The 16768-nt window shown below is 62.8% G+C and carries 16 protein-coding genes; 5 read left to right on the top strand and 11 right to left on the bottom strand.

Annotation, left to right across the window (positions count from 1 at the left end; genetic code table 11):
- Together R2855_17765 and R2855_17760 are read right to left on the bottom strand one after the other, a co-directional pair.
- Nucleotides 1-302 (bottom strand): hypothetical protein (locus R2855_17765; GenBank protein ID MEZ4532845.1); only part of this gene is annotated, 302 nt, incomplete at its 3' end.
- A gap of 180 nt (nt 303-482) precedes the next feature.
- Nucleotides 483-1781, bottom strand: a complete 1299-nt coding sequence (locus R2855_17760) for a sugar ABC transporter substrate-binding protein (protein ID MEZ4532844.1) — start codon at nt 1779-1781, stop codon at nt 483-485.
- A 281-nt stretch (nt 1782-2062) separates the two neighbouring features.
- On the opposite strand from R2855_17760, the gene R2855_17755 reads away from it, so the two are divergent.
- From R2855_17755 to R2855_17735, 5 genes are all read left to right on the top strand, one after another.
- Nucleotides 2063-2998, top strand: coding sequence for an ABC transporter permease (locus R2855_17755; GenBank protein MEZ4532843.1), 936 nt, complete (start codon nt 2063-2065; stop codon nt 2996-2998).
- Complete coding sequence (locus R2855_17750) at nt 2995-3942, top strand: ABC transporter permease (protein ID MEZ4532842.1); 948 nt, start codon at nt 2995-2997, stop codon at nt 3940-3942. The genes R2855_17755 and R2855_17750 overlap by 4 nt, the downstream gene beginning before the upstream one ends.
- 70 nt (nt 3943-4012) lie before the next feature.
- Nucleotides 4013-5791, top strand: a complete 1779-nt coding sequence (locus tag R2855_17745) for a peptide ABC transporter substrate-binding protein (protein MEZ4532841.1) — start codon at nt 4013-4015, stop codon at nt 5789-5791.
- Nucleotides 5792-5887: 96 nt separating this feature from the next.
- The gene (locus R2855_17740; GenBank protein ID MEZ4532840.1) at nt 5888-6367 is read left to right on the top strand and encodes a RidA family protein; all 480 of its coding nucleotides are present in this window, start codon (nt 5888-5890) and stop codon (nt 6365-6367) included.
- Nucleotides 6368-6538: 171 nt separating this feature from the next.
- Entirely contained in the window at nt 6539-7888 is a 1350-nt protein-coding gene (locus R2855_17735; GenBank protein ID MEZ4532839.1) for a GH1 family beta-glucosidase, read from the top strand.
- Between the two features lie 18 nt (nt 7889-7906).
- Here R2855_17735 and R2855_17730 read toward each other — a convergent pair whose 3' ends face one another.
- The 9 genes from R2855_17730 to zwf all read right to left on the bottom strand — a co-directional run bounded on the left by R2855_17730 (nt 7907) and on the right by zwf (nt 16761).
- The gene (locus R2855_17730) at nt 7907-8914 is read right to left on the bottom strand and encodes a zinc-dependent alcohol dehydrogenase family protein (GenBank protein ID MEZ4532838.1); all 1008 of its coding nucleotides are present in this window, start codon (nt 8912-8914) and stop codon (nt 7907-7909) included.
- A gap of 483 nt (nt 8915-9397) precedes the next feature.
- Nucleotides 9398-10402, bottom strand: a complete 1005-nt coding sequence (locus R2855_17725; GenBank protein MEZ4532837.1) for a hypothetical protein — start codon at nt 10400-10402, stop codon at nt 9398-9400.
- 212 nt (nt 10403-10614) lie between these two features.
- Nucleotides 10615-10923 (bottom strand): hypothetical protein, encoded by a 309-nt coding sequence (locus R2855_17720; protein ID MEZ4532836.1) that lies wholly within the window; start codon nt 10921-10923, stop codon nt 10615-10617.
- A 461-nt stretch (nt 10924-11384) separates the two neighbouring features.
- On the bottom strand, nt 11385-12176 hold the full coding sequence (locus tag R2855_17715) for a hypothetical protein (protein MEZ4532835.1): 792 nt from the start codon (nt 12174-12176) through the stop codon (nt 11385-11387).
- 81 nt (nt 12177-12257) lie between these two features.
- On the bottom strand, nt 12258-12410 hold the full coding sequence (locus R2855_17710; protein ID MEZ4532834.1) for a hypothetical protein: 153 nt from the start codon (nt 12408-12410) through the stop codon (nt 12258-12260).
- Nucleotides 12407-13093: a ribose-5-phosphate isomerase RpiA gene (rpiA, locus tag R2855_17705; GenBank protein MEZ4532833.1), complete on the bottom strand. Its 687-nt coding sequence runs from the start codon at nt 13091-13093 to the stop codon at nt 12407-12409. The genes R2855_17710 and rpiA overlap by 4 nt, the downstream gene beginning before the upstream one ends.
- A complete protein-coding gene (gene pgl / locus R2855_17700; GenBank protein ID MEZ4532832.1) occupies nt 13086-13877 on the bottom strand; it encodes a 6-phosphogluconolactonase in 792 nt (263 codons plus the stop codon). The genes rpiA and pgl overlap by 8 nt, the downstream gene beginning before the upstream one ends.
- Nucleotides 13878-15074: an OpcA/G6PD domain-containing protein gene (locus tag R2855_17695; GenBank protein ID MEZ4532831.1), complete on the bottom strand. Its 1197-nt coding sequence runs from the start codon at nt 15072-15074 to the stop codon at nt 13878-13880.
- A gap of 37 nt (nt 15075-15111) precedes the next feature.
- Nucleotides 15112-16761: a glucose-6-phosphate dehydrogenase gene (gene zwf, locus R2855_17690; GenBank protein ID MEZ4532830.1), complete on the bottom strand. Its 1650-nt coding sequence runs from the start codon at nt 16759-16761 to the stop codon at nt 15112-15114.
- Nucleotides 16762-16768: the final 7 nt, after the last annotated feature.

Here is a 16768-nt window from a genome sequence, read left to right as displayed (position 1 = left end):
ACGATGTGCGGAATGGTGATCGCAACGGTGTTGAACAGCGCGGTGCGGAATTCCGGGTCGTGCAGGACGGTGCGGTAGTTCTGGAGACCGACGTAGACCGGGGAGGAGAGCATGTCCCAGCGGGTCAGGCTGAGATAGAGCGAAGCGCCGAGCGCGATCAGGAAGAAGACGGCGAACCCAAGAAACACCGGGGCGATCATGGCATAGCCCCAGAGCGCTTCGTTGCGCGCCCGCCGGCCGAACCGCGCGGGAGGCGCGCTCTGGCTGGCGGTCGCATCGACTGGGATGGAGCTGAATGTCATCGAGACCCTGCTGGTGTGAGCTGATTCCGGTATACGACGCGTTGGCGGTGCGGGGCGAATGCCGCCCTGACACCTGCGATCGCCGTGAACGGCGACGCTGCAGAAGCTCCTGCGTGCCAAACGCCGGTACCACTATAGAAGCGGCACCGGCGTTTGTGTGTGCGGAGATCGCGAGACGGTCTAGAGCACCGCGTCCGCGGCGGCTGCGGCCTTGGGGCCGATCTCCTCCGGCGCGATGTTGCCGGCGAAGCCCTCGATGACGACCTTCTGGATCTCGATCTGCCATTCGAAGCCGACCGGCGGATCGGGAACCTTCTGTGCGTAGTCGAGCGCGTCGACGAAGACCTGCAGGTTCATGTCCGGATTGGCTTGCAGCCAAGGTTCCTGCAGTCCAGCATAGGCGGGTATGGTCGCGCCGGACTCGCCGAGGATCGTTTCGGCTTCAGGGCCAGCAAGGAACTTGACGAATTCGAGCGAAGCGCCCGGATTCGCGCCGCTCGCCCAGATGACGTTTGCCAAGCCGTGGGTCACGGTGGCGCGTTCCTTGCCTTGTGGCAGCGGGGCGACATCGATATTGGCATCGGCCGCGCCATAGGTGCCCGCGCGGAACGAGCCGCCCGGCATCATGGCCACCTGACCGGCCGGGAAGAGGGTATCGGCCACCGGATTCGACTGCTGGATTGCGATCGAGGGCGACAGCTCATCCGTGAAGAAGCCGGTCAGATAGACAAACGCTTCGGACGCTTCAGGCGAACCGACCGTCGAGGTCTTGAGATCGTCGCTCAGCAGCGTGCCGCCGTTCTGGTAGATGAAGTTGTAGTAGTTCTCCTGCCAGCTCGTTTGCAGACCCGCGCCCCAGACGCCCGCGCCGGCATCGGTGAGCTGCTCGCCGACCGAGCGGAAGGTTTCCCAGGTCCAGGTGTCGTCCGGATAGGCAACCCCGGCGGCATCGAAGATGTCCTTGTTGTAGAAGAGCGCGATGGTGTCGAAGTCGCGCGGGATGCCGTACTGCACGCCGTCCCACTGGTACATCTCGACCAGCGGCGCGGCGAAATTGGCCGTGTCGATGCCACCATCTCCGCCGACGATCGAGGTGATTGGCAGCAACGCGCCAGCAGAGGCGTAGACCGGAAGCGATGCCGAATTGATCCAGAAGACATCGAACGTCTCACCACCGGCGACGCCGGTTTGGAGTTTGGTCCAGTAATCGGCCCAGGGGACGATCTGGGGTTCGACCGTGATGTTCGGCTGAACTGCCTTGAAGGCTTCGATCTGGGCGGTGATGGCCGCTTCCTGGGCAGTGTCCCAGAACCCGTAGGTGATGGTGACTTCCTCGCCAGCATACGGAGCCACCTCGGCGACGGGGGATTGCCCGAGCGCGACTTTCGGCAGCGCTCCCGCGAGCGCAAGCGCCGAGAGACCGCCGGCCGCGCCAAGCAGCGAACGACGGGTAACCTGGGTGTCGAACGGTTTCTTCACGAATTGCTCCTCCGTTGACGCAACACTCCGGCGATTCGCCGGAACGCGCATACAGCAACGAACCGCGGCCACCGCACGTGGCGATTTGAGTGTACGTCGGAGTTGGTTTTCTGCACAGCAGACGAGTCAGGTATGGACCACGTGGATGCACCCACGAACGAAGCGGCTCGGGGTCGTGCAACGCCGCCGTCTTACCGCAATCCTCAGGTTGCCGTGCTAGACTGGCGCTCCACAGGCGCAATTCTCAGTAACGAAGTTGGCTTTGCAACAGGAGGACGCTGTTGGGACGCTACATTCTCGGGCGGCTCCTGAGTCTTGTCTTCGTGCTGTTCGCAGTTTCGTTGATTGCGTTCCTGCTGATGCATGCCGTGCCGGGCGGCCCGTTCGATATCGGCGAGCGCCGCTTGCCGGAAGCGACCCGCATGGCGCAGATGGAAAAGTACGGGCTGAACGAGCCCCTCTACGAGCAGTATCTGCGCTATATGTGGCATGCGGTTCGACTCGATTTCGGTGTGCCGTTCCAACGCCCGACCGAAACCGTGACAGGGCTAATCGCCAGCCGCTGGCCGGTGACGATCGCCATTGGCATCCCGACGATCATCATTGCCTATACCTTCGGCACGTTGTTGGGAGTGATTGCCGCAACCCGGCAAAATAGTTGGATCGACTACCTGGTGACGACGGTTGGCACCCTGGGGTTGACGGTTCCAAGCTGGGTGATCGGCACCTGGCTGGTGTTGATGCTCAGTGTGCGCTGGGACCTGTTGCCCACCGGGGGGTGGGGTGAGCCGAAGCATTACATCATGCCGGTCATCGCCTATTCGCTGGCGCCGATGGCGCTGGTGGCGCGCTATACCCGGCTGACCCTGATCGAAACAATGCGCTCGGACTACGTGCGCACGGCGCGCGCCAAGGGGTTGAACGAAAAGCGCATCATGGCCGGGCATATCGCGCGGAATGCCGCGATTCCCTGGGTAACGGTGCTGCTGCCGGAGATTCCCAACATCCTGACCGGCTCGATTTTCATCGAGGCGATTTTCAACATCCCGGGCCTGGGCTCCTACTTCGTCACGAGCACGATCAGCCGCGACTACCCGATGATCCTGGCGCTTACCTTGCTGATTGCGGCGCTTTGGGGCGTGACCTATTTGATCACCGATCTCCTCTACACCGTGCTCGATCCGCGCGTGCGGCTGGTGGGAGGGCGTGTCGGATGATGGACCCCATCGAGCTCTCCGGCGACATTCAGCAGCCGGCGCTCATCGACCAAAGCGAAGCCCAAACCGGACGGCGATACCGCACCAATTTTCAGCTGGCGGTCGACCGGTTCAAGCGGCAGAAGTTGGGCATGGTGGGATTGGTGATCGTGCTGCTCCTGCTCGCGGTGGCGATCTTCGCGCCATGGATCGCCCCGACGCACTATTCCAAGGCGGACCTGCTGGCGGTGAATCTCTTCCCCAGCCGGGAATATCCGATGGGCACCGATCAGATCGGACACAACTATCTGAGCCGCGTGGTGTACGGGATTCGCACCTCGTACATGGTTGGGTTCCTGGCGGTGATCGTGGCATGCGCCATCGGGATTCCACTGGGGATCGCGGCCGGGTTGCGTGGTGGCGCCACCGACTTCGTCATCATGCGCATCATCGAGATCATGACTGCTTTTCCTGGTCTGCTGTTTGCCATCTTCCTTCTTTCGGTCGTCAACAGCGGAGTGACGGACTTCCTCTTCAGCAATCAGGTGCTGAATGTGGTCTTCGTGATCGGCGTGACGACCTGGGTTGGCGTGTGCCGGTTGACCAGAGCGCAGATGCTGACCCTGCGCGAACGCGACTTTGTCGAAGCGTCCGAAGCGCTGGGAGCCACCAAGTTTCATATTGCGGTCAAGCACCTGCTGCCGAACGCGGTTCCGCCGCTGATCATTGCCATCACGCTGTTGATGCCGACTGCCATTTTTGCCGAAGCAGGGCTGAGTTTTCTGGGACTCGGAATCAACGAACCGGTGCCAAGCCTGGGCAAGATGGTGGCCGACAGCCGGCAGTACATCCAGCTCTATTGGTATCTGGGACTCTTCCCGACCCTGGCGATTGCGCTCACGGTGATCGGGTTCGCGTTCCTTGGCGACGGCTTGCGCGACGCGCTCGACCCGCGCCAGAATTGATTCACTTTTGCGTCAACCCGCCGGTGCTGTTGCTGGACGTCCCAGTCAGTTCCGGCGCAAAGGAGCAAACATGACTGACAACGACGGTCAGAACGAAGTCAAGCCGGGGTTCGTCTTGCAACATCCCATCACCCGGCGCACGGTTATCGGAAGCTCGATGGCCGCGGGACTCGGCATTTTCGGTGGCGGAATGCTGCGCGGCACGTCGGCGGCGCCGTCTGGATCCGGCCGCATAGCCCGGCAGGGAGCGCAGGACGAGGAACCAACACCAGCGGAGCATCAGGTGTTGGTCATGGTGTCCGATGCGTCGGTCGCCAAGGTGATCGATTTCTACGTCTATGTCTACCAGCGGGTTGGCGTGGCCGACCTCTTCAGCGAACCGCTGGTGCGTGTCAATAAGGAATTCGGTATCGAGCCAGCGGCCGCCGAGTCGTGGGAAGGCTCCGAAGACGGCATGACCTGGACCTTCAAGATCCGGGAAGGTCTGATGTGGAGCGACGGCAACCCGCTGACCGCGAACGACTGGGTCGCGACCTTCCAGAACGCTGCGAATCCGGAATCCGCCTGGGACTTCACCTGGTACTTCCAGGGTGTGCTCAAGAACTGGACCGAGGCGACAGCCGGCGAGATGCCGGTCGATCAGATCGGTGTGCGCCTGGGCGCGAACGAGTACGAGCTGGTCTTCGAGACGATTGCGCCCGCCCCCTATCTGCCGGCCATGCTGCTCTATTCCCTGCCGCTGTCGGCGGCCGGACTGGCAGCCAACGGGTTGTTCTACAACACCGATCCGGCGACGGCGATCTCGGCCGGTCCGTACATTCTCTCCGAGTGGCTGCCGGACCAGGAGGTCCGCTATGTCCGCAACGAGGCCTACACCGGCACGTTGCCTGGTCTGGTCGATGAGGTGCGCTGCAAGCTGACCTCGCCGGACAACTACTTCGCGATGTATCAGGCCGATGAGATCGATTTCTACGCCAACCCGGCTCCGGCCGCGTTGACGATCATGCAGGGAGACGAGACGACCGCGGCCGAGATCTACTCGGGCGTGGGCGACTTCCCGACCTATTATGTCTTCTTCGACGTGACCTCGGAGCCATGGACCGACATCAAGGTTCGCCAGGCCTGGAGCCATGCGATCGACCGCGACGCGCTCAAGGCGAGCGTGCTTGGACCGAACGGTGTTCCGGCCTATTCATGGCTGGCGCCCGGCTTCCCCGGCAACCAGACCGCAGCGGTGGCGGACATCCAGGCCTACGATCCCGAGCTGGCGAAGTCGCTGCTGGCCGAAGCCGGTTATCCGGACGGCGAGGGCTTCCCGACCCAGCAGCTCATGCTGCGCGCTCCAACTCCGCTCGAGGAGACGGTGGGCCAGGCGATTGCCGCGATGATCAAGGAAAACCTGAACATCGATGTCGAAGTCGTCAGCCAGGACTCGCAGGGCTACATGGCTGCGTTGACCGCCAAGCCGACGCAAATATCGCTCGGGTTCATCCGCTACGGAATGGACTTCTTCGATCCGTTCAACATGCTGAGCGTTTGGCTCTCGGGCGGCCGTCATTCGTGGTCGAATCCGGACTTCGACGCTGGCGTGCGCGCGGCGGCGGAGTTCCTGGGCGATTCCGAAGAGCGCATCAAGATGTTCCAGGATGCGGAACGCATCCTGGTCGAGGATGTGCCGGCGGTCTTCGTCTACCACGGCGCCGAGGTGCAGTTCATCAAGCCGTGGGTGGCAGGCGACTTCAAGGCGCCGGATGCCAACGGCATCGCCGCTATGCACTGGCCGTCGTTCACGACCATGAGCACGGTTCCGGCCGAACTCTTCATCGCCGAGGGCGGTCCGGAGCGGTAACGCGGCAGGCAGCACGCGGCTGTCAGCACGCAGATTTGGATTGTGAAAGGGGGCGCGAGAAATCGCGCCCTCTGTTTTGTCGAGATGGAGGTCTGGATGCACATCGAGGAAAAGCTCGCGGCGATGGGGCTGGTGTTGCCCCCGGAGGTGAAGTCGGCGCCGGGGAGTTCGCCGCCGCACTACATTCGCGTGCGCAACGGAATCGCCTACCTCTCCGGTCAGGGCGCCCGCAATGCCGATGGAACCAGCGCGGGGCCGTTTGGCAAGGTGCCGTCCGAGGTTTCGATCGAGGCAGCCAGGGAGTCGGCCAAGGGATGCGCGCTTGCCCTGCTCGGCACGTTGCAGCGCGAGATCGGCGATCTCGACCGCGTGACGGCATGGCTCTCGGTCACCGCCATGGTGAACGCCGATCCCGGCTTCGCCCAGACCAGCGCGGTCACGAATGGCTTTTCGGAGTTCATCCTGGAGCTCTTCGGTGAAGAGATCGGGCGCCACGCGCGCGTTTCTCCAGGGATGGCAGCGCTCCCGGGCAACGCGTGCGTCATCATCGGCGCGACCGTCGAGATCGACGGATAGCGCGCTCGCCCTGAGCGCTTGGCACAGGTCTGGCGCTCAACGCGCCGCTCAATCGATGTCGAGGATTCGTCCTTCCTTGCTGGGCTCCTGAGCCGTCACCGGCAGGTGCGTGCTGCGTGCTGCATGCCGCCTGCTATGCTCCATCCATGACGATCGACGGGAGGAAAGAACGTGGCTGGTGAGATGTTTCCGGACGGGTTCGCGTGGGGGGCGGCGACGGCGTCGTATCAGATCGAAGGAGCTGTGCAGGAAGACGGGCGCGGATCGTCGATCTGGGACGTTTTCACGCATACCCCGGGCAAGGTGGTGAATGGGGAGACGGGCGATATCGCCTGCGATCACTATCACCGCTGGCGGGAGGATATCGGGCTCATGCGCGATATCGCGTTGCCGAACTACCGGCTGTCGCTCTCCTGGCCGCGGATCTTGCCCGAAGGGACTGGCCGTATCGAACCGAGAGGGCTCGATTTCTACGATCGGTTGATCGAGGGGTTGCTGGAGAGCGGTATCGAGCCGTGGGTGACGCTGCATCACTGGGATTTGCCGTCCGCGTTGTACGACCAGGGCGGCTGGGTGAACCGGGACACCACCGCCGCGTTTGCGGAGTTCACCGATGTGGTGACGCGCCGCTTCGGCGATCGGGTGAAACGCTGGATCACGCTCAATGAGCCGTGGTGCAGCGCAGTGCTGGGGTATGTGGTCGGCGTGCATGCGCCGGGGCGCCAGAACCTGCGAGAAGGATTGCAGGTGATGCATCACCTGTTGCTGGCGCATGGGTTGGCAATGCCGGTGATTCGCGCGAATGTGCCCGATGCCGAAGCAGGGATCTGCCTCAACCCAACCACGTTCTATCCCTATGGCGACAGTCAGGAAGACCTGGACGCCGCCCAGCGGGAGGACGGATTGCGCAACCGCGTCTGGTTCGATCCGCTGGCGGGCCGCGGCTATCCGGATGACATGGTCGATCTGTTCCGGGAGGTCTGGCCGGAGATTGGGCAGAACGACATGGAGATCATCGCGGCGCCGACCGATTTCATGGGAGTGAACTTCTACAACGGGGAGTACATCGAGGCGGCTCCCGAGCCGCCCCTCTATTCCCGCAGGATCAAGCCGGCGAATCTGCCGCGCACTGCCCTGGACTGGATCATCGAGCCGTCCGGTCTGATCGATACCGTGACCCGCATCCAGAACGACTACGGCGATGTCTGGAAAACGCAGTACATCTTCGAGAACGGCGCCGCGTTCGAAGATCGGGTCGTGGATGGGGCGATCGACGACCGCAAGCGTGTCCGGTATATCCACGATCATCTGGCGGCCCTGCACACGGCGATCGAGAACGGTGTGCCGGTCAAGGGGTATTTCGTCTGGACGCTGATGGACAACTTCGAATGGGCGGAAGGGTATCGCACCAGGTTCGGATTGATTTATGTCGACTACGCGACGCAGGAGCGGATCGTGAAGCGGTCCGGCAAGTGGTACGCCGAGGTGGTTTCGGGGAATGAGCTGATCGCGCCAGATTAGCTCGGCCCTCCGCTGCGCTCAGGCGCCGGGGGTAACCTGCACTTTCAGCCCTTTTCCGGCGCGAACGGTGGCAATGGCGTCGTCGAAGCGGTCGATCGGGAAGGTATGCGAAACCATCTTGTCGACATCGATCGCGCCGGCATCGAGGACCGAGATCGCGGGACCATACGACTTGACCACGGCCATCGAGCCGAGAATGGTGATCTCCTCATTGTAGACCTTGAACATATCGAAGGCGGCCGTTTCCCCTGGTGGGCAAACGCCGAAGATGAGCAGCTTGCCACCGCGGATGACCGCATCGATCGCCCGCTCGGCGACCTTGGTTCTGCCGGTCGCTTCGATCACATTGTCGAACCCGCGTGGCGCCACATGGCGTACTTCATCGAGTGAGGCGCCGACATTGTCGAACCCGAAGGACCGGGCAATTTCCTGGCGGCTGGGATTGATGTCGATAATGGCCACCGCGCCGGCGCCGTTGTAGCGTGCCACCTGCGCATTTTGCAATCCCATCGGACCCGCGCCGTAGACCAGATACGTTTCGCCGACCGAGGGAGCGAGCAGATGGAAGCCGTGTACAACACAGCTCACTGGCTCGATCAACGCGGCAGCTTCGAACGACATGCTGTCGGGAATGGGATAGACGCTCCGTTCGGGCACAGCCACATATTCGGCGAATCCGCCCGGGGAGTGGCCGACGCCGACCGCATTCCAGCGCTCGCACAGATTGCCTTTTCCGCGCAGGCAGAAATAGCACTCACCGCAGTTCAGGGTCGGATCGACGCCGACCCGGTCACCGACCTCGAAGCCGACCACGTCTGACCCGATCTGGGTGACCGTGCCCCCGAATTCGTGGCCGATGATGATCGGATAGGTGGTCGGAGGGAATTCGCCATCGATGATGTGGATGTCGGTGCCGCAGATGCCGCACGCACTTACCTGGACGAGCACGTCCTTCGGTCCGACCTCCGGTATCGGCACATCCTCGATGCGGACCGTGCCAGGCTCATGAACAACAACGGCTTTCATCGGAACCTTCCCTCATGACGACATACACAGCGTGTGCGGTATTGTCGCGCGTTCCCGATCCGATCGCCGGAGCGGATGCGTCGCGTCCTGCTACAACCACTGCGCCTCCACAAGATCCGCCGCGATGAGCGGTTGGCAGATTTCTTCAAACGGTCCGGCACGTGGTAGGCCGAGGTGGTTTCGGGGAATGAGCTGATCGCGCCGGATTAGCTCGGGATGACGGCCAATCGTCATCCCGAGCTTGCCGAGGGATCTCTTGTTGCCCGTGATTCGGTCTCCGAGGGACGTATGGGTGCGCAGGGAACGAGAGATCCCCATTCGACTGCGCTCAGGGCAGGCTCTCCACTCCGCCTGCGGGCTCCGGTCGGGATGACGGGGAATCGTCATCCCGAGCTTGTCGAAGGATCTCTTGGTGCGCGAAACCCGGTCTCCGATGACGGTACGGATGCGCAGGGAACGAGAGATCCCTTGGTACTCGCTCCCCTACTCCTCGACCAGGTCCGCGGCGATCAACGGTTGGCAGACTTCTTCGTCGAGGGCGTTGTCGAAACATTGGGTGCCGTAGTTGGTTCCGTAGACGGTGACGGTGTCGCCAATGGCGAGTTCGGTGGCGTCGCCGTTGAAGCCGACGAAGAGGACTTCGACATCGGTCGAATCGGCGATTGGGACGGCGACCTGGAAGAGAGATGAGACGCCAAGCGACTCGTCTTCACCCAGGCGGAACTGGGTGCCGAACTCGGCGATTTGCAAGGTCTTGATCTCGCCGGTGAACGACAGCGGGTCGCCCAACGAGACATCGCCGTTCATGAGCACGGTTGGGTCTTCCAGCAACGGGTACTGCTCGGCGAGCGTCGGGGTGGCGACAGGAGCGGCGGATTCGTCGGCGGTGATCAGACCGGGATCGAGCTGGGTGCCGTCGGAACCGGGAACGAGCAGGATTTCGAAGTAGTCATCGAAGAGCGGATCGACCGCGATCGAGTAGTCGCCAAGCCCGCCGGTTGCATCGAGCGCGGTCATGGCCTCGGCGTCGAAGACCGTCATCAATGCCACGCTGTGGCAGGGATAGACCTCGGGTCCGAGCGTGGTTTCCACCGCTTCCGGTTGGCAAATGCCGTCTGCGGGACCGACGTTCGCGGCCATGGCGACCACGTCCCCGGCAGTGGTGAGCGTGTCCGGTTGGAATGGGTAGACGAGCGCCATGCGCGTCACCACATCGTCGTCATCGTGATAGACGACCAGGATCGTGCTGAGGCCGTTCAGATCGAGCGCGTCGTAGCGGATGAGCCCGTCATCGGTGAAATCGGCGGGGCCAAACGCATCGAGAACGCTCTGGAGGGTTCCACCCAGACGCCCAGCAAGAGGATCGCTGGCAACCGGAGTCGCGTTGGTGGGCGTGGCGTCGTCTTGTGCCCGCGCGCCGGGCATGAACTGGGTCGCCGCAAGGGCAAACACGATCGCGAGCAACAATGCGCTTCGCACGAATCGCATGGACGTTCTCCTGAAGGGCACGCGGCATGCGGCTGGCAACGTGCAGACGGTATTCGGCTCGATAAGCGGGCGTTGCCAATTGTGCGCTATCGGACGGCGCGCGTGCGAGGGGGTATTCGGGCAGCGGGTAATCGGGCAATGTGCCACGTGCCGGGGATTAGGCAGCATTGCCGATGGAGCGGGGTCTGGGTCGGCGCAGGATGGGCTCGTGGTCAGTTGTGTTTGCTGGCCAAGCGCATGACATGAAACGGAGCACGATCATGGTTCTCTTGAGCAGAATGCAGTTGGACGAGCGAATTCGGCAGGAAGCGCTCCTTCACGCGGCGCGCGATCCCCGTTTGGCAGAAGAAGCCGTTGCGGGCAAGACGGTGCGGGTGTCGGGTCCGCCCAAGGTGCAATCGCAGTTCTTCCTCCAGCGATTCCGTCTCTTGATCGGCCGGATGAAATTGCAGGGCGCGTGACGGGATCGTTCGCATGGGCGAATAAATTGTGGAATCGTTCACAATCTTGACGCATTGCATAGCGGATGCTATCCATAGGTACGAGCAGTGCCCCACCCAGAGGTCGATGGGTATCTGGTCCAACTCGATTGGATCACATGTCAAAAGATCAGACGAAAGCAGCACTGTTCGAGGAGGTAACCCATGCGATGTAATCGCGTCCTATGGGGAGTGTGGCAGGTTGACAGGACAGCCCCGAACGAGTGTCCGGGGCAGTTGCGACCGGTCGGCTGACGTAAGAACCACACACGACGCCAACGTCGAGCCTGCTCGAAGGGCGTGACCCGAGACTGGGGAATGCGTCTCTCGCAAGGCCGATCATCCAGAAGACACTACATATGAGAAATGGGGTTGCGCGAACGGGCGCAACCCCATTTTGGTCTGTCGAGATGTTGGCATTGGTGATGCCTGCGCGCTTGGAAGACGCAATTGCGCAAACCGAGCAAGTCCCGTCAGTTCAGGTAAGACGGAAGCTGTCGGGACTATCGGTAATAGGCCACATCCGCCCTGCAGGAACCGATACAGTCGGGATACTCGCGGTTGCACGCGTCGTTGTATGACTGGATCGTGCCTCCGTTGCACGGAACACAATCGAGTGCATGCTGGTTCCAGCAAAGGCTGATCGGTCCGCCGGGCACCGGGCCCCAGCTGTGATAGTCCCTGTTGCACCAGATCAGATCGACGCAGTCTTCGATATAGAGGTTGACATTGGTAAGCTCGGCCGCGAGCTCGTCGTCCTCCTGGGCGGATTGCCACTCGTCCAGGCTCGTTCCGGCATAGTCGTTGAGCACGCGGGACTTGAAGACCAGGGTGGAGGCGGGATTCTCTCCGGATTCCTGCTGAAAGATTGGATCGAAGAGCTCGACCATCAGCACGTCGCGTTGGCCGGTTTCGTCCTGCGCCACGATGGCGGCGTTCGGCGCGTTTTCGGGCGTAAAGCCGAGCGCCGCGAAGACTTGGGTGGTGGGTACCGAGCCGACGATCCGCTGGGGACGGTCGGAGAAGAAGACCGTTTGATTGGAGGCGCCGGTAAGGGTGAGGATAAAGACATCCGGTTCATCCGGGCTGGGAACCCAGGTGCCCTGGTTGGCGAGCTGGACGAAGAGAAACTCTGGCTCGTCGTCTTCGGCAATAGGAGTGGCGTCCTGGGCGGCAACGGTCTGGCCAAGCGCCGCTGCGGCAAGCCCGGTGACCAGCGCTCCAACAGTTTTGCGGCGTGTGGCGTGGATACGCGAAAAGTGCCTGGTGAACGCATCGAACGAATGCTCGTCCATTAACGAAAGCCTCCGGTGTTCTTCGCTGGTGACCGCCCGCGCGGGATCATAGCGTACGCGTCCGCAGTTTGGAGGCCGCGTTTACCGGAGAAACGCGCAGATGAGACTCAGGCCGATCATGAAGGCAATGACGATGACCAGCCAGACGAGACCGCGGCGGAGATCGAAGGTTGGATCGGACGAGGGTTCGGGAGTGGCGTCGTAATTCGGGTCGTTCTTGCGGAGTCGATTCATGAGGCGGTGAGCTCGCGGATGGTACCGTCGGGATCGCAGACGAGGGCGGCAGAGGCCAGGCCAATGAAGAGACCGTGATCGACCACGCCGGTGATGCACTTGAGCGCGTCACCCAGCGCTTTGGGATCGGCGATCGGGCCGGTGGCGCAATCGAGAATGAAGTGCTTGCCGTCGGTGACGATGGGCACCCCGTCGCCAGCGACACGCAACGGCGCGGAAAACCCGAGCGCTTCCACCCGGGCCTGAATGGTCTCCCACCCGAACGGCATGATCTCGACCGGCAGCGCGATGCGGGTTCCGAGCTGGTCGACCAGTTTTTCGGATGACGCGACGATCACCCAGCGGTTGCAGGCTTCGGCCACCAGCTTCTCGTACAGCAACGCGCCGCCGCGGCCCTTGGTGAGCGCAAGGTTGGGATCGATCTCGTCCGCGCCATCGACCCCGAAATCGACCACCTGGCTATCGGAAAGCGTGGTGAGCGGGATGCCGGCCTCACGGGCGACATGTTCGGTGCGGCGAGAGGTCGGAATGCCCTGAATGGTCAAACCTTGCGCGACGCGCTCGCCGAGGGCGCGCACGAAGGCTTCCGCGGTGGACCCGGAGCCAAGCCCGACCACCATGCCGTCCTCGACCAGCGCGGCCGAAGCGTTGGCGAGCGTCGCCAGGCGATGTTCGTCATTCACGGAAGGGACCTCCTGCGAGTTGCGATGCGGCGCCCTGATCCACCAGCCAGCGCAGCGTTCCATGGGTGGGGCGAATGAGCTGCGAGGGGAGGCGGTCGGTTTCGAGCGGACCCTCCAGCACCTCTTTCAGCCGTTCGGCTTTCCCGCTGCCGGTGACGAGAAAGACGACCTGCCGCGCGCCATTGATGAGCGTGGTAGTGAAGGTGATGCGGGTGGTGGCGAGTTTTTCCACATAGTTTGGGGCGACATGCCGATCGGCGATCTTCAAACCCTCGGTGAAGGGAAAGAGCGAGGCGGTGTGGCCATCGTCTCCCATGCCGAGGAAGATCAGATCGAACGCGGGCACGCCGTTGTCGGCCGGAACGATCGCTTCGATCATGGCCTGGTAGACCGCGGCGCCCTGGGCTTCATCCAGATCCGGGTCGTAGATCGGGTGGATGTTGTCGGCGGGAATCGGCACTTTGGTCAGGAAGGTGCGCATTGCCACGCCGGCGTTGCTCTCGTCGCTGTCGAGTGGAACCCAGCGTTCATCGCCCCAGAAAATGTCGGCATGCTCCCATGCCTCGGGCGAGGGGAAATCGGAATGCGCCAGCAGCTCGCCCATGCGTTTGGGTGTGCTGCCGCCAGAAAGCGCAATGGCCGATCTGCCGTTCCTGGCGTACGAGGTGATCAACGCGGTGGCGAAGGTTTGCACCGCGAGATTGGCGACCCCTTCGGCATTCGCGGCCACGGTAACCACGCCGCGTTCGCCATAGTCCAGGATCGGCAGGTTGTCATAGGACATCTAGTCATCCATTCCCGCTGGCCACAGGAGGGTCGCGAAATCGAGTGCCGCAGTATACGTCGCGTCCTCATGGAGGCGGCGCAGCTCCTGGCTGATGAGGAAGCGGTCGTCGGGGCAACGGCTATGGACGATGCGTTTGACGGTCGCCATTTCGCCCAGGTCGCTGGTGGTGGCGATCTCTTCCTCGGACGTGCGTTCGGCCACGAATGTGCCCGGGGCCGTGCCGCCCGCCACCAGGCGGATGCGTTGCAGCGAGCCGCAGCCGAAGTCATCCTCGCCTTGCACGAGGGTGAGCACGATCTCGCGGCTCTTGCCTTTCTCGCCGGCGCGCAAGGTGGAGCGCCAGCCGTCGCGGAAACTCACCAGCTCGCCCGGAGCGCGCCAACCGAGCCGGCTCGCCAGCCAGCCGGCGGTCAGCAAGGCAGCGCTGCGTCCGCAGCGGCCCGCATCTGAGGTGGGAGCGAACGTGATTTCGACCTCTTCGATCGCTTCGAGCGACTCCAGCGCGGCTGGCTGATCGAAAAACTGGGCTACCAGCTGGCGCCAGACGAGCAGGCGCGACCAGGTGATGTCGTTGATATCGCCCACGTCCTGGCGGGTGGTGTTGTCGGCCAGCACGGCAAAGGAGGCGCCGGCGTCCTGGGTCCAGACCGTATCGACCACCAGGATATCGACCAATTCGAAGAGACTGGAAACGAGCAGGTTCTCGGCAATGGGGCCATACGGGACGTAGAGCACATCGGGCAGGTCGGGAATGAGCAGAGGCGACGAGAGACTCGCCAGCGATTGATCGTTTCCGGGTGGCGCGAGGATGGTGATCGATTCCAGACGCACCGGGGCGACACCGCGGGTGTGCTCCCGTTCTTCCACCTTGACGCGCACGGAATAGGTACTCACGTCGGCGGGGCGGCCATTGCGCACGAGAATGAGCAAGCGCGATGGGGAGTAGTCGGCAAGATGCGAAAGGCTCTCTTCTGCCCAGCGCGCATCATCCTCGGTATCGACGGCGACGATGACGTTGACCGTCGAGGCGCGCATGTAGACCTGCTCGGTAGAGCCGGCCTCGAGGATGCTGGGATCGGGATACTCGGCTTCCCACCGTTGCCATTGCTCGGCGAGCGCTGAGCGAATCCGGCCGATCTCGATTTCCTGCGATTCCCAGGTACGCTCGATCGGTTTGGCCAGGGTGTCGGTCATTGGACGTTCCCTCGCGGGTTCCGTGCGGTCGGGCTGCTCATGGCCGGCGCCATGTGCGGCCGTCGCGCTCGATCAGGAGATCGGCCTTGTCCGGTCCCCAGGTGCCGGCTTCGTAAAGCGGCAAATGGGTGAGCTCTTCTGCGAGCCATGCCTGCTCGATGGGGTCGATCAGGTTCCAGGCGGTTTCCACCTCGTCGCGGCGGGCGAAAAGGGTTTGGTCGCCATTCATGGCATCGACGATCAGGCGCTCGTAGGCGTCGGCGCCGGCGCCGCCGAAGGCCGCGCCATAGGCGAAGTCCATGCGCACCGTTCGGAGCTGCATGGTGGTGCCGGGAATCTTGGCCACAAAACGGAGGCTGATCCCTTCGTCGGGTTGGATGCGGATGGTGAGCAGGTTCGGTTCCACATCGCGCGTGCCGGCCGCCTGGAACATGAGATGCGGCACCTTCTTGAACTGAATCGCGATCTCGGAGACGCGGCGGGGGAGACGTTTGCCCGTGCGGAGATAGAACGGCACGTCGGCCCAGCGCCAGTTGTCGATCTGCAGCTTGAGCGCGGTGAAGGTCTCGGTCGTGGAGCTGGGGCTGACGAATTGCTCCTGCCGGTAGCCGGGTACCGCCAGCCCTTCCACGTAGCCGGCGGCGTACTGTCCACGGGCGGTCATGGTCTTGACGGCTTCGCCACTGGGCGGAATAACCGAGCGGAGCACTTTCACCTTTTCGTCGCGCACCGCGTTGCCACGGAAGACCGCGGGCGGCTCCATGGCGACGATGGCGAGCAGTTGCAGCATGTGGCTCTGGACCATGTCCCGCAACGCGCCGGCTTCCTCGTAGTAGGTCGCGCGGTCTTCGACGCCAAGCGACTCGGCCACGGTGATTTGCATATGGTCGACGTAGTGGCGGTTCCAGACCGGTTCGAAGAGCACATTGGCAAAGCGGAAGGCGAGCGCGTTCTGGACGGTCTCTTTTCCGAGGTAGTGGTCGATGCGATAGACTTGGCCTTCGGAAACGACTTCGCTGATGGCGTGGTTGAGCTCGCGGGCGGAGGTGATATCGTGCCCGATCGGCTTCTCGACCACGATTCGCGACCATCCAGTGCGCGGGGCGCTGTAGAAGTCCTGCCGATCCACGAGATCGTGCGAGCCGAGGCTGCGGATGATGGTGATGTAGAAGCTCGGGGGCGTCGCCAGATAGAAGAGCCGATTGCCGTCGGTGCGGCGTTCGTGGTCGAGCTCCTCGAGGCGCACGCGCAGCCGGTCGTACATCGCCTGCTCGTCGAAATTGCCGCCGACGTAGAAGAGCCCTTTGGCGAACGAGTTCCAGCGGTCGTCGGTGACGGGCAGCTGAGAGTGTTTTTCGACGGCCGCGCGCATTTCGTCGCGGAACTGCTCATCGGTCCATTGCCGGCGCGAAACGCCGACGATGGCGAACCCTTCTGACAGGCGCGAGTTCATCGCCAGGTCGTAGAGCGCCGGCATCAGCTTGCGGGAGGTGAGGTCGCCCGAAACGCCAAAGATGATCATGGCGCAGGGCGTGGCCGTCACCGCCTGGAACATTCCTTCCCGCAGCGGGTTGACGATGACCTCCTCGGCGCCGTGCAGGGCGCCATCCAGGATTTCGTGATCGACATCGATCTGGGCCTCGACCGCGAGGGCGCGAGCTTTGGCGGATGAAGACATTTCGCTCATGCGAAGC

This window comes from Thermomicrobiales bacterium (genome assembly GCA_041390825.1).
Lineage (GTDB): Bacteria > Chloroflexota > Chloroflexia > Thermomicrobiales > UBA6265 > JAMLHN01.
The sequence above is the reverse complement of the archived record's forward strand: the minus strand, read 5'-3'. Positions and strand labels throughout refer to the sequence as shown.

Coding starts and splice junctions, on each gene's coding strand:
- R2855_17750 (MEZ4532842.1), top strand. CDS start 2,995: ATGATGGACCCCATCGAGCTCTCCGGCGACATTCAGCAGCCGGCGCTC.
- R2855_17745 (MEZ4532841.1), top strand. CDS start 4,013: ATGACTGACAACGACGGTCAGAACGAAGTCAAGCCGGGGTTCGTCTTG.
- R2855_17740 (MEZ4532840.1), top strand. CDS start 5,888: ATGCACATCGAGGAAAAGCTCGCGGCGATGGGGCTGGTGTTGCCCCCG.
- R2855_17730 (MEZ4532838.1), bottom strand. CDS start 8,914: ATGAAAGCCGTTGTTGTTCATGAGCCTGGCACGGTCCGCATCGAGGAT.
- R2855_17725 (MEZ4532837.1), bottom strand. CDS start 10,402: ATGCGATTCGTGCGAAGCGCATTGTTGCTCGCGATCGTGTTTGCCCTT.
- R2855_17720 (MEZ4532836.1), bottom strand. CDS start 10,923: ATGCAATGCGTCAAGATTGTGAACGATTCCACAATTTATTCGCCCATG.
- R2855_17715 (MEZ4532835.1), bottom strand. CDS start 12,176: ATGGACGAGCATTCGTTCGATGCGTTCACCAGGCACTTTTCGCGTATC.
- R2855_17710 (MEZ4532834.1), bottom strand. CDS start 12,410: ATGAATCGACTCCGCAAGAACGACCCGAATTACGACGCCACTCCCGAA.
- pgl (MEZ4532832.1), bottom strand. CDS start 13,877: ATGTCCTATGACAACCTGCCGATCCTGGACTATGGCGAACGCGGCGTG.
- R2855_17695 (MEZ4532831.1), bottom strand. CDS start 15,074: ATGACCGACACCCTGGCCAAACCGATCGAGCGTACCTGGGAATCGCAG.
- zwf (MEZ4532830.1), bottom strand. CDS start 16,761: ATGAGCGAAATGTCTTCATCCGCCAAAGCTCGCGCCCTCGCGGTCGAG.